This is a genomic window from Lysobacterales bacterium, assembly GCA_016721845.1.
Taxonomy (GTDB): domain Bacteria; phylum Pseudomonadota; class Gammaproteobacteria; order Xanthomonadales; family Ahniellaceae; genus JADKHK01.
Genome location: JADKHK010000008.1, coordinates 120,887 through 132,844, shown reverse-complemented (window position 1 = coordinate 132,844; position 11,958 = coordinate 120,887). Strand labels below are relative to the sequence as shown.

The following is an 11,958-nucleotide window of genomic DNA, read 5'->3' as shown; positions in this document are numbered from 1 at the left end:
AGACGCTCAAGGTCCAGGGCACTTGCTCGATCCGGACTGTCCAACACTGACTGCAGCTCTCGGATGTCGTCGACTAGGGAGCCGACAACTGGCTCTGGCGTCTCGTTCATATCCAGCCAATCGTCGGATGGCACAGCCCAGTAGTAGTCCGCCTTTTGAAGGTTCAGGTCGGTAACTCCGTGAACCTGCTCCGCATGATCCAGCAAGATTTCCAAGCAACGTCTCACATCAACGAGTTTCATTCTGCACTCTTCTCTAGCTGGTCTACGACCTTCTTGAGTTCGCCTTCATTCTTCTTCAACTGCCCTTCAAGGGCCTTGACTCGCCCTGCAATGATCTTCTCCCTCACTGCTGCGCTCGGGGCATTTGCCAGCGTACCTTCATTGTCAAACTTGTCAGGATTGCGCTTGTAATCCTTGAGCTTCTGAACATGCTCATCAACACGCCCCTTGAGTTGAACCAGTCCCGCTTGCGTGGACACCTGCCTTTGGGTCGTATTGAATCGACCCTGACAGGAGAAATTCATGAAGACGAAGAAGCGCAAGACGTATCCCGAGGACTTTCGTCGCGAGGTGGTGCGCCTAGTGATCGAGGAACAGTTATCGCATTCCGAAGTGGCTCGACGACTCGATCTGCCGGCTCAGACCGTAGGCAATTGGGTTCGCGGTCGGGACAGCTTGCAGCCTGATCCGGCGACGGGGATGTCGCCCCAGGCGATGCAGAAGGAACTGGTGCGTCTGCGCGCCGAGAACGCGAGCTTGAAGCTCGACCGGGACATTCTAAAAAAAGCGGCGGCGTACTTCGCGAAGGAATCGTCGTGAGGTACGCGTGGATCAAGGACAACGATCCCGAGTTCGCAGTGCAGCGGATGTGTCGATTGCTGCGGGTCTCGCGCTCGGGTTTCTATGCATGGCGCGACCGGGCACCGAGTGCGCGTGAACAGGAAGACATCGAGCTCGCCGACGCGGTGAAGTCGATCTTTGTCAGTTCGCGCGAAACCTACGGATCGATCCGCGTGCGGCGGTCGTTGCAGGACGCGGGTCGGTCCGTAGGGCGTCATCGCGTGCGCCGGGTGTAAGCGTCCGGTGAACCCACCTTCCATCGCCTGACCTCGCCGCGCACGCTCGCGCATTTCTGCGAGGAGAAGGCGATGTCGAAGGAGAAGCAGTGGGCGAAGCGGATGCGGGCGTTCGAGCGCAGCGGGCTGAGCCGGCGGGCGTGGTGTGCGCGTGAGAAGGTGCCGCTGTCGACGCTGGACTACTGGCGCATGCGACTGCGGCGGCGTGACGCGGGATCGGCCTGGTGCCGGTGGTGGTCGATGCGGCGCCGAGGGCAGAACGTATCGAGATCGCGCTGGGCGATGTGCAACTGCGGCTGCCGACGACGGTTGATGCCGAGTGGCTGTGCCGCCTGCTGCGCGGACTGCGCTGATGCTGCGGCCGACCGGCCTGTGGCTGGCACTGAAGCCGATCGACCTGCGCTGCGGGATGGATCGGTTGCTCGTGCTGGTGCAGACGCAGTTCGGTCGCGACGGCTTCGATGGCGGGGCGTACCTGTTCCGCAATCGGTCGGGGTCGCGCCTGAAGATCGTGTGCGCGGATGCCCAGGGCGTGTGGCTGTGCACGCGCCGATTGCACCGCGGTCAGTTCACCTGGCCGCGTGCCGGTGAAGCGATGTTCGCGATCAGCGCCGCGCAGTTCGATTGGCTGGTCGCAGGCGTAGATTGGCAGCGTTTGTCGGCGCGCATCGAGGACGTACCGCGGCTGCTGTGATGCCGCGGAAAAGCCCGTGTTTTGCCGGCTTACGGCCATCGCGCGCACGCGCGCGAGATAAATGCGGCGATGAATGCAGCCGCTCTGGACCCACCGATATCGATGCATTGCGTGCGGCACTGGCCGCGCGTGATGCCGAGATCGCGAAGCGCGACCTGCGGATCGAGCAGCTCGAACACCTCCTTCGCCTTCTGAAACGTCAACAGTATTCGGCCAGCGCCGAGAAGTTCGATCCGACGCAGCAAGCCTTGTTCGATGCGGCTGCGGATGAAGAGATCGCGTCCGCGCAGTGCGAGATCGACACCCTGACGCCGCCACGCGAACGTGCGCAGCCGAAGCGCCAGCCGTTGCCGGAATCGTTGCCGCGCGTCGAGGAACGCATCGATCCCGTCTCGTGCACCTGCAGCGCCTGCGGCGGCGAACTGCATCAGATTGGCGAAGAGGTCAGCGAGAAGCTGGACATCAAGCCGGTCGAGTTCTTCGTGCGCCGGGTCATCCGCCCGAAGCTGGCCTGCCGCGGCTGCGAAACGATCCATACACCACCGACACTGCCCGCGATCATCGAACGCGGCATGGCAGCGCCCGGCTTGCTCGCGCATGTGTTGATCAGCAAGTACGCCGATCACCTGCCGCTGACCCGCCAGCGCGAGATGCTGGGCCGCAGCGGTGTCGACCTGCCGGTCTCGACCTTGTCAGAATGGGTCGGCGCCTGCGGCTTCGCACTGCAGCCGCTGGTCGATGCACTGCGCAGTGAATTGCATCGGTGCAGCGTGCTGCATGCCGATGAGACGCCGGTGCAGATGCTGGCACCGGGCAAGGGCAAGACCCAGAACGCGTATTTGTTCGCGTATCGCCGAGGCGAGATCGCCGAACCGCCGATCATCGTCTACGACTTTGCGGAGAGCCGCAGCGGGGCCAATGCACGCCGATTCCTTGCCGACTACGGCGGCGCGCTCGTGGTCGACGACTACGCAGGCTACAAGCACCTGTTCCAGTCGACGCCGATGCGCGAGATCGGCTGCTGGGCGCATGCGCGCAGAAAGTTCTTCGAACTGCATGAAGCGAACAAGAGCACGCTCGCTGCCGAAGCGCTGACGCGCATCGGCGCCATCTACGCAGTCGAGCGCGACACCGATGGCATGGATGCCGAGCAACGCTTCGCTCATCGCCAGGCATACGCGCAACCAAAGGTCGAGGCCTTGATCGCCTGGCTCGAATCCCTGCGCCCAAGCATCAACGGTGGATCAGCCACTGCGAAGGCCGTCGACTATTTGCTGCGCAGGAAGGCCGCGTTCACGGCCTACCTCGACGACGGCCGCTTCCCGATCGATAACAATCCGGTCGAGAACGCCATCCGACCGGTCGCGCTCGGCCGCAAGAACTGGCTGTTCGCGGGCTCGCTGCTCGCCGGCCAACGCGCCGCCAACATCGTATGCGTCCGGTGAACCCACGTTCCGCTGAAGCGGCGGCCGTGCTTACGCCGAGGTCGGCTGCCAGGTATGCGGCAGCAATTCGCCGAGCTTGCTGTTGAGCTGCGTGGGCAAGCGCGTGAGCACGTCGCGCAGGTAGGCGTGCGGATCGTGGCCGCAGGCGCGGGCGGTTTGGATCAGGCTCATGATGTTGGCGGCGCGTTGGCCGGCGAGCAGCGATCCGGCGAACAGCCAGTTCTTGCGGCCGAGCGCGACCGGTCGGATGGCGTTCTCGACCGGATTGTTATCGATCGGGAAGCGGCCGTCGTCGAGGTAGGCCGTGAACGCGGCCTTCCTGCGCAGCAAATAGTCGACGGCCTTCGCAGTGGCTGATCCACCGTTGATGCTTGGGCGCAGGGATTCGAGCCAGGCGATCAAGGCCTCGACCTTTGGTTGCGCGTATGCCTGGCGATGAGCGAAGCGTTGCTCGGCATCCATGCCATCGGTGTCGCGCTCGACTGCGTAGATGGCGCCGATGCGCGTCAGCGCTTCGGCAGCGAGCGTGCTCTTGTTCGCTTCATGCAGTTCGAAGAACTTTCTGCGCGCATGCGCCCAGCAGCCGATCTCGCGCATCGGCGTCGACTGGAACAGGTGCTTGTAGCCTGCGTAGTCGTCGACCACGAGCGCGCCGCCGTAGTCGGCAAGGAATCGGCGTGCATTGGCCCCGCTGCGGCTCTCCGCAAAGTCGTAGACGATGATCGGCGGTTCGGCGATCTCGCCTCGGCGATACGCGAACAAATACGCGTTCTGGGTCTTGCCCTTGCCCGGTGCCAGCATCTGCACCGGCGTCTCATCGGCATGCAGCACGCTGCACCGATGCAATTCACTGCGCAGTGCATCGACCAGCGGCTGCAGTGCGAAGCCGCAGGCGCCGACCCATTCTGACAAGGTCGAGACCGGCAGGTCGACACCGCTGCGGCCCAGCATCTCGCGCTGGCGGGTCAGCGGCAGGTGATCGGCGTACTTGCTGATCAACACATGCGCGAGCAAGCCGGGCGCTGCCATGCCGCGTTCGATGATCGCGGGCAGTGTCGGTGGTGTATGGATCGTTTCGCAGCCGCGGCAGGCCAGCTTCGGGCGGATGACCCGGCGCACGAAGAACTCGACCGGCTTGATGTCCAGCTTCTCGCTGACCTCTTCGCCAATCTGATGCAGTTCGCCGCCGCAGGCGCTGCAGGTGCACGAGACGGGATCGATGCGTTCCTCGACGCGCGGCAACGATTCCGGCAACGGCTGGCGCTTCGGCTGCGCACGTTCGCGTGGCGGCGTCAGGGTGTCGATCTCGCACTGCGCGGACGCGATCTCTTCATCCGCAGCCGCATCGAACAAGGCTTGCTGCGTCGGATCGAACTTCTCGGCGCTGGCCGAATACTGTTGACGTTTCAGAAGGCGAAGGAGGTGTTCGAGCTGCTCGATCCGCAGGTCGCGCTTCGCGATCTCGGCATCACGCGCGGCCAGTGCCGCACGCAATGCATCGATATCGGTGGGGTCCAGAGCGGCTGCATTCATCGCCGCAATTTATCTCGCGCGCGCGTGCGCGCGATGGCCGTAAGCCGGCAAAACACGGGCTTTTCCGCGGCATCACAGCAGCCGCGGTACGTCCTCGATGCGCGCCGACAAACGCTGCCAATCTACGCCTGCGACCAGCCAATCGAACTGCGCGGCGCTGATCGCGAACATCGCTTCACCGGCACGCGGCCAGGTGAACTGACCGCGGTGCAATCGGCGCGTGCACAGCCACACGCCCTGGGCATCCGCGCACACGATCTTCAGGCGCGAACCGGATCGATTGCGGAACAGGTACGCCCCGCCATCAAAGCCGTCGCGACCGAACTGCGTCTGCACCAGCACGAGCAACCGATCCATCCCGCAGCGCAGGTCGATCGGCTTCAGTGCCAGCCACAGGCCGGTCGGCCGCAGCATCAGCGCAGTCCGCGCAGCAGGCGGCACAGCCACTCGGCATCAACCGTCGTCGGCAGCCGCAGTTGCACATCGCCCAGCGCGATCTCGATACGTTCTGCCCTCGGCGCCGCATCGACCACCACCGGCACCAGGGCCGATCCCGCGTCACGCCGCCGCAGTCGCATGCGCCAGTAGTCCAGCGTCGACAGCGGCACCTTCTCACGTGCACACCACGCCCGCCGGCTCAGCCCGCTGCGCTCGAACGCCCGCATCCGCTTCGCCCACTGCTTCTCCTTCGACATCGCCTTCTCCTCGCAGAAATGCGCGAGCGTGCGCGGCGAGGTCAGGCGATGGAAGGTGGGTTCACCGGACGCTTACGAAATGCGCGAGCGTGCGCGGCGAGGTCAGGCGGTGGAAGGTGGGTTCACCGGACGCTTACCCAACATCATGAGCCTGATCCAAACCGCCCGCGCCTGCGGCCACGATCCGCACGCCTACCTGCGCGACGTTCTCACGCGCTTGCCCACGCAGCTCAACAGCAAGCTCGGCGAATTGCTGCCGCATACCTGGCAGCCGACCTCGGCGTAAGCACGGCCGCCGCTTCAGCGGAACGTGGGTTCACCGGACGCATACGTCATTGTCGCGCACGCAGCGCCCAAATCATGGGATCGGTCCGCCATGCAGGTCATCGATTCCCTCATCGCGCAATCCGCGCGCTGATCTTCGCGACCGCCCATAAGCAAACCGCCAGCGCGAGGCTGGCGGTAGCCATGCTCATGAAGCCTGCGCTCGATCGTCAGATGGCCCGTGATAGCTCCACTTCTCCAGCCAAGCCTTCAACTCGGACAACGGCACTCGATCGAACCCCGCCAGCAATTCGTCATCAACTTGCACGCCGTTGACTATCCTGAGGCTGTAGTTGTTGACGTCGTCGATGCACAAACCCACGCATTCGTCGCTTGCTTCAGATCGAAATACAACGCCGGCAAATGCAATGCCCACTGCGGTAGCAGAGGCCGGGACGTTGGCGAGACTTCCACGGCCTTCAATAACTTGCTCAAAATGCTCCGGAACTTCGCCCGGCGCCGCTGGACGCAACCATTCTGCCCGGAAGAGATACTCCAAGATCCCAAGCACGGGAACTTTTGAGAGCGAATTGAGCGCACTGACATCGAGATTCTCCGCAGATTCCACTCTGACGAAATAGACCTCGAAGCGAAATTCCACGTCGGCGAAATCCCATGACGCGGTCGCGACTTTGCCGTGCACCGACCGAAGATGCAGGACGCCCAAGGGCGGCTCATTTGACGGATCCATCAAGAGCTCGCCACCTGAGAATTCAGTCATGCCGAGCAACGATTGCAACTCTGGACAGAACATCTTCCTTTTCATGGAGTGCTCACAATGGATCGGGAACAGGTGTTCCCGGTGGAAAATGAATGATTTCAGGCGGCTTGGTTCCGTTCTCAGGAATATCGATTCTCGGCCCATCTTTGCCATTTGGTCGAACCGCCACCCCATTCGGCGAGACGCGACGTCCGTTCTTGTCCGGCGGACCAAGAGTTCCGCCCGTCAATTCCTTCACAGTCTCTGGGAGCTTGTCTGCGGGCAAGCTTGTGCCAATCGCCTTGCCACCGTTCTTTCCGGTTTGTCGCGGATTTTCACCGACCAATCCGGTCGGAAGATCCGGGGCTGCTGCAGGCTGCCTCTCCGGTTTCGTCGACTCGTTCAAAGCGTTGTTGTATGCCCAAACGAGGGATCCGCCGATTGCCGTGCCCACAATTGCCGCGGAGTACGACAAGCCTTTTGCCGGGGCAGCAACATCCGTTGGATCAGGCGTCGCGGCATCGACTGCAACCGCACCAAGGGTGAGCTCAAGTGCAGCAAATGCATTTCGGCCATCAGGATCAGTAAACCGATAAGGCGAGTTGTTGGCGTACGCGTAGCGGTTGAAGTTGAAGGCGGAGGTGGTGTCCACCGCAATCGGGTCAGGACTGAGAAAGCGGCCGAGGGCGGGGTCGTAGAAGCGGGCCTGGGCGTAGATCAGGCCGGTGGTCTGGTCGTACTGGTGGCCGGTGTAGCTCGGTTCGCCGTTGCGCGGCGTGGTCGTCGGGGTGCCGTAGGGTTCGTACTGGGTGCGACGGCCCGCGAGCACGCTGCCGGTGCTGCTGGTGTAGGCCACCGGACTGCCGAGCGCGTCGGTGTGCACGTATTCGACGCTGTAGGTTTCCGGGTTGACCACAGCGGCGGTGGCGACGGCATTCGGATCGGCGTTGCCGCCGGTACCGTTGCCATTGCCGTTGCCGCCAGCGTTGCCGTTGCCGTTTCCGCCGGCATTGCCGTTGCCATTGCCACCCGCGTTGCCATTGCCGTTGCCGCCGGCATTGCCGTGATCACCGTCGGCCTGGCCCGGCGTCGCGCCTTCGTACGGGTTCGCGAACGGATTGAAGCCCAGCGTGCCCGCGGCCATGCGCGCGCCCGTGTCGGTCGTGTACGTCGAATTGCCGAACTGCTTCGCGATCAGCGTGCCGCCAAGCGAGACGTAGTTCACCTGCTTCGACGAACCACCCGTCCCCGTCGAGTTCCACTTGATGTCGTTTTCCCACTGGAACTCGCCCGACGGCGTGTAGATCTGGAAGCGCAGGTCGGTGTTGCCCGAGGTCGACGGCGTGTCGGTGCGCGTGCGACGGCCTTGCGCGTCGTACACGTAACCCACGATCAGACTGTTGGCGCCGGTGCGAACCGCCGTCAGCCGGTTCGCGATATCGATGCTATAACGACGATCAAACGTGCCCTGCGTGCGGCGATTGACGTTGCCTGAGTCGTCATACTGATACGACACCTGCACCACATTCGTCGCCGTGTCCTTCACCGATGTCACGCGTTGGGTGGCGGTGTTCAAAACGTAAGTCCAATCGCGACTGCCAACCTGGTAACGGGTCAGATTGTCGAGTGCGTCGTAACTCATCGACGCCTTCACGGGTCCGAGTTCCGACTCGCGTACCACGCGTAGTCGATCCAGTCCGTCGTACTCCAGCCATTTGTCGTCGAAGTTCAGCGCGTCGTCGATCGACTTCGGATTGCCGTTGCCATCGTAGGTGTAGCTGTTGTCGACGATGGTCGTGCCACCCTTCACATCCCAACTGCGCGACGGCATCTGTCGCGTATTCGGCGTCATCTGATGCACGGCGCCGTTGCCATAGTTGAACTGCTTCAGCGCACCATTCGGGTAGTAGCTGATGCCGTTGGCATAGGTCAGCACACGCGTCGGCGAATAAACCTGCGTCGGCTGACCCCAGGCGTTCGGCGAATAGTCCAGCCTGAAGCCGTTGAGCTGACGCACGCTCGACACCTGTGCCAGACCGTTGTAGGTCCAGTTCATCGCCGACGATTCGCCACCGATGTAGATGCGCGCTTCCGTCTGCAAGCGGCGCTTGTTGTACTGGTATTCCCACTTGACTTCGTTCGCCTGCCCCGCACCGAGCACGGCGGTCTGCAATGCCCCGTCGAGGTAGTAGGTGCGCGTCTCGTCGTAGGTCGCCGTTCCCGGGTAGTTCACACCTGTCAGACGATCACGATTGTCATATGTGCGCAGTATGCGCAACGCGGGCGAAACGTCTCCACAGCCCGCCGCCGTCGAGACGTCATATCCCGCAGCGTTCCAGTCGATGCGATTCGCGCTGTCGTAATGGAAGACTTCGGCGCCACGCTCAGGTTCCACGGTTTTGCAGAGCCGCTGATTGGTGTCGTAGTAGAACGATCGCGTCGCCGTTTCTCCGCCCGTCTTGGATCGGGTGATGAACTTCGGCTTGCCCCAGACATCGCGATCGATGGTGATGTTGACGCCCTCTGGCGCCGAAATCGCGATCGGATGATCTTCCGACGGACTGTCGTACTGCAGATACTGGATCGTCGTGGACTGCTGATTCGGGTTCGTGATCGTCTTGCTGTTGGTCAACTGGTCGTAAGTGATCAACGTGGTCTGGGGACCGAACTCCGAACTCGCGATCGTCCGCTCCAACCGTCCCAGCGCGTCAAACTGCTTGGTGACTCCGGCGAGCGATCCAGCGTTGAATGCACCCAAGCCGGTCGTCGGGTATGAGGCGAACACCTCTCGACCGTCAGCGTCGAACTGACGCGCGACCTGTCGCGTTTCCGCGGGTGCATTCGTATCCCATTCGCTGGTGACCACGGGTCGCCAGAGCGCGTCGAACACGATGTCCTTGCGGAAGCGACCGGTCGTGATCGACTGCTTCCAATGCCCCGGCCCCACCCCGAACTCCGTCGTGTTCAACACCGGCGCGAACGTGATGTCGGTGGCGATCCACGCCGTACTGTCGCTGGTCGGATGGATGATTTTCTTCAAATGGCCCAGATCGTCGTACTGATAGTTTGTGGTGTATCCGAGTTCATCGGTGTATGCGGTGACCCAGCCGTAGTCGTTGACCACGCCGGAGATCGAATGCATGTCCGCAAACGACACGCTCTGCGGGATGCCACTCTTGTGGTTGCCGAATGTCGTCGTCTTGTTGCCACCATCCTTGATGGTGCGCAGCAGCCCTGCCGCATTGCAACCCGACACGAGCGGGAGCGAGCAATATGTCATCGTCTGGTCGAGGCGGCTAAACACCTTGCGCGTGATCGGCAGCGCACTGCTGTTGTAGTCGATGTCGAGTTCGACGACATTTGTGTTGATGTCCTTCACCTGATCGATCAGCCCTAATACCCACGCTGCCGTATTCGATGCATAGGTAGTCGTCTCGATCTTCGTCTTCGCGCCACTGCTGCGGCTCGTCTCTGTCGGATTGCCGTAGATGTCCCAGTTCGATGCCGTCCAAGTGAACGAGACACCGTTGAGAACACCGTTGAACGTGCTGCGCTTCATGGCTTGGGGCGCAATTCGCTGCGAAAAATCGGCATCGCCGCGAATATTGTCCGAGTAGCCAACAGGATTCGGAAATGCCTTGCCGGCAGATGAGGCATAAGTGAATTCATCAATCCGATCCCAGACAACCCCATCGCCGACCTGGAGCTTCTGCAATTTGCCCTCGTCGATTTCGAACCGCGTTCCAAAGGTGTATAGGCTCACTGTGTCGCGTGGAGAACCTGACAACGGCACTTCGGATAATCTCACGCTCACCGACTTCGGCTTCGACTCGAGCGTGGAGGGACAGGGATTGGGTGGCGTTTGCCCTCCGAATCCGGACACATAGCAAGGTTCGGCTACGCTGTATGTATATTCCCAACCAATTGATCCTAGGCCAGGACCGGCAATTTGCTTATTGGTTAACGCAAGCGTGTCGAATGTGCCTGGCTGAGTCAGATGCCCAAAATTTGGGCCGGTTGTTATGCAGTTGTAGGGCACATAGCTGCGGCCATGGCGCGTAGGTGCCACCGTGAATGTGCCGACAGCGCCTGATGGATGCGTAATCGTGCCTGTAAAACTGGTATTGGCCATTGTCCCAGAATTGCAAAAACCCGGGCTGAAATATTCGACCCTCGCGTGAAATAGCGGCGTCAAGTCATACAACCATGCCGTGCCGCCCGGACGCGTAACACTGTCGAGATTGTTATTTGCATCGTAGGCATACCGCCACAAACGCCCGCCGTCACTTACAGTTGCGATACGATTTGTACCGTTTACATAGGTCAAAGTAATTACGCGCCCATCACTGGCGGTCATCGACCGCAGCTGCGTTCCGACCCAGTTGAGATTCACGCTATTGCCGAATCGATCCGTGATCAGTGTCGGATACAAGCGCGCTTCTTTGCGCGCAAGCACCGACCCAACTGGAGCAAGGATTGCGGAACTCGTCGAATCAGGTTTGGGTTTGGTAATACCTTGTACCAACCGGTATGTAAGCCAGTCAAATCGATATCGAATCCCGGATGGCGAAAGCACCGAATAACCTTCATCGCGGCCAGTTCCTGATTCACCGCCATTTTGCAAAACTACTGTGCACGCGATCTGCCAATGATCTCGTGTCACCAGAGGATAAGCAGCTACATCTCCGCCAGGTGCCAACATGTTTACGGACGATCGGTGGAGAATTTCCTGATCTCCTATTCCGGGCACATAGAGCGACGTGCCATGCCAAAACTCATGTGATGAAAAGAATCCATCCGGGCTGCCAGCGGCAGGCGGTGGTTCATCAAAGCCCGTGCATCGTTCGCGACCGAGTGAACTTGGGCCGGCCACTTTGAACCCATCCAATTCCGAGAAAGTGCCGTGAATCATAGGCAAGTCCAGCTCCCAGTCGCCGAATGCGCCTGCGAGGTAGAGCGCTGAACTGCGCGCTCCGCCAAACGACTCCACCGAAAACTTGCGCGCGATGCGCATCGGGAGGTCGTCATTGCCCGGAAGATCGACATCGACAGCAGCAAAGCTGAGCGCACCTGAGTAGAGATTCACCTCGTCTCCGAAAAGATCAACGCCTAAACTTCCGACGGTGTCATTCGCGCGAATTAGCTTGTGCGATTCGTTCTGGGTCGTCGTAGTCGTCTGGGCAAGAACTACCGTCCAGGGCTCCAAAAAAAGCAGTGCGATACAAAGAGCCGAACGGCTGACAATTCGAGACAACATGAATACTCCGAAGGGCTCCAGCCCATTTTTTAAAGCGAATTCTGCGACCGACACCCCAATGCATGAGTCACAGCGGCGCGCACCATATTTCATGCCGCAATCTGTTACAAATGACTTGTTTAGGGCAATTGTCCGAGCGCTCAATGCACTCATGGCGCTCGGTCTAGTCGAACGCGTCCTCACACCGAAGACTCATGGAACCGCCCCGATAGTCGTGACGGCGGCTGGGTTC

At 61.0% G+C, this 11,958-nt stretch carries 10 protein-coding genes and 1 pseudogene; 5 read left to right on the top strand and 6 right to left on the bottom strand.

The annotated features are described in order from the left end of the window. Window positions 1-238: 238 nt before the first annotated feature. Window positions 239-544 carry a hypothetical protein gene (locus IPP28_06090; protein MBL0040611.1) on the bottom strand — a complete coding sequence of 102 codons (306 nt, stop codon included), beginning with the start codon at window positions 542-544 and terminating at the stop codon, window positions 239-241. On the opposite strand from IPP28_06090, the gene IPP28_06085 reads away from it, so the two are divergent. The 4 genes from IPP28_06085 to IPP28_06070 all read left to right on the top strand — a co-directional run bounded on the left by IPP28_06085 (window position 525) and on the right by IPP28_06070 (window position 3,217). Beyond that, entirely contained in the window at window positions 525-821 is a 297-nt protein-coding gene (locus IPP28_06085) for a transposase (GenBank protein ID MBL0040610.1), read from the top strand. The two genes, IPP28_06090 and IPP28_06085, sit on opposite strands and share 20 nt — an antisense overlap. Further along, on the top strand, window positions 818-1,078 hold the full coding sequence (locus tag IPP28_06080) for an IS3 family transposase (GenBank protein MBL0040609.1): 261 nt from the start codon (window positions 818-820) through the stop codon (window positions 1,076-1,078). Before IPP28_06085 ends, IPP28_06080 begins: the two co-directional genes overlap by 4 nt. A 352-nt stretch (window positions 1,079-1,430) precedes the next feature. Further along, the gene (tnpB, locus tag IPP28_06075) at window positions 1,431-1,772 is read left to right on the top strand and encodes an IS66 family insertion sequence element accessory protein TnpB (GenBank protein MBL0040608.1); all 342 of its coding nucleotides are present in this window, start codon (window positions 1,431-1,433) and stop codon (window positions 1,770-1,772) included. Window positions 1,773-1,879: 107 nt separating this feature from the next. Continuing rightward, window positions 1,880-3,217, top strand: coding sequence for an IS66 family transposase (locus tag IPP28_06070; protein MBL0040607.1), 1,338 nt, complete (start codon window positions 1,880-1,882; stop codon window positions 3,215-3,217). Window positions 3,218-3,247: 30 nt separating this feature from the next. Here the strand turns inward: IPP28_06070 and IPP28_06065 are convergent, their stop codons facing one another. The 3 genes from IPP28_06065 to IPP28_06055 all read right to left on the bottom strand — a co-directional run bounded on the left by IPP28_06065 (window position 3,248) and on the right by IPP28_06055 (window position 5,445). Further along, complete coding sequence (locus IPP28_06065; GenBank protein MBL0040606.1) at window positions 3,248-4,750, bottom strand: IS66 family transposase; 1,503 nt, start codon at window positions 4,748-4,750, stop codon at window positions 3,248-3,250. Between the two features lie 72 nt (window positions 4,751-4,822). Further along, window positions 4,823-5,164 carry an IS66 family insertion sequence element accessory protein TnpB gene (gene tnpB / locus IPP28_06060; GenBank protein ID MBL0040605.1) on the bottom strand — a complete coding sequence of 114 codons (342 nt, stop codon included), beginning with the start codon at window positions 5,162-5,164 and terminating at the stop codon, window positions 4,823-4,825. After that, on the bottom strand, window positions 5,164-5,445 hold the full coding sequence (locus IPP28_06055) for a hypothetical protein (protein ID MBL0040604.1): 282 nt from the start codon (window positions 5,443-5,445) through the stop codon (window positions 5,164-5,166). The genes tnpB (IPP28_06060) and IPP28_06055 overlap by 1 nt, the downstream gene beginning before the upstream one ends. Window positions 5,446-5,587: 142 nt before the next feature. On the opposite strand from IPP28_06055, the pseudogene IPP28_06050 reads away from it, so the two are divergent. After that, window positions 5,588-5,731 (top strand): annotated as a pseudogene (locus IPP28_06050) (transposase domain-containing protein). Between the two features lie 186 nt (window positions 5,732-5,917). On the opposite strand, the gene IPP28_06045 reads toward IPP28_06050, so the two are convergent. Then, window positions 5,918-6,535 carry a hypothetical protein gene (locus IPP28_06045; protein ID MBL0040603.1) on the bottom strand — a complete coding sequence of 206 codons (618 nt, stop codon included), beginning with the start codon at window positions 6,533-6,535 and terminating at the stop codon, window positions 5,918-5,920. 7 nt (window positions 6,536-6,542) lie between these two features. Next, window positions 6,543-11,819 carry an RHS repeat-associated core domain-containing protein gene (locus tag IPP28_06040; protein MBL0040602.1) on the bottom strand — a complete coding sequence of 1,759 codons (5,277 nt, stop codon included), beginning with the start codon at window positions 11,817-11,819 and terminating at the stop codon, window positions 6,543-6,545. Between the last annotated feature and the right edge of the window lie 139 nt (window positions 11,820-11,958).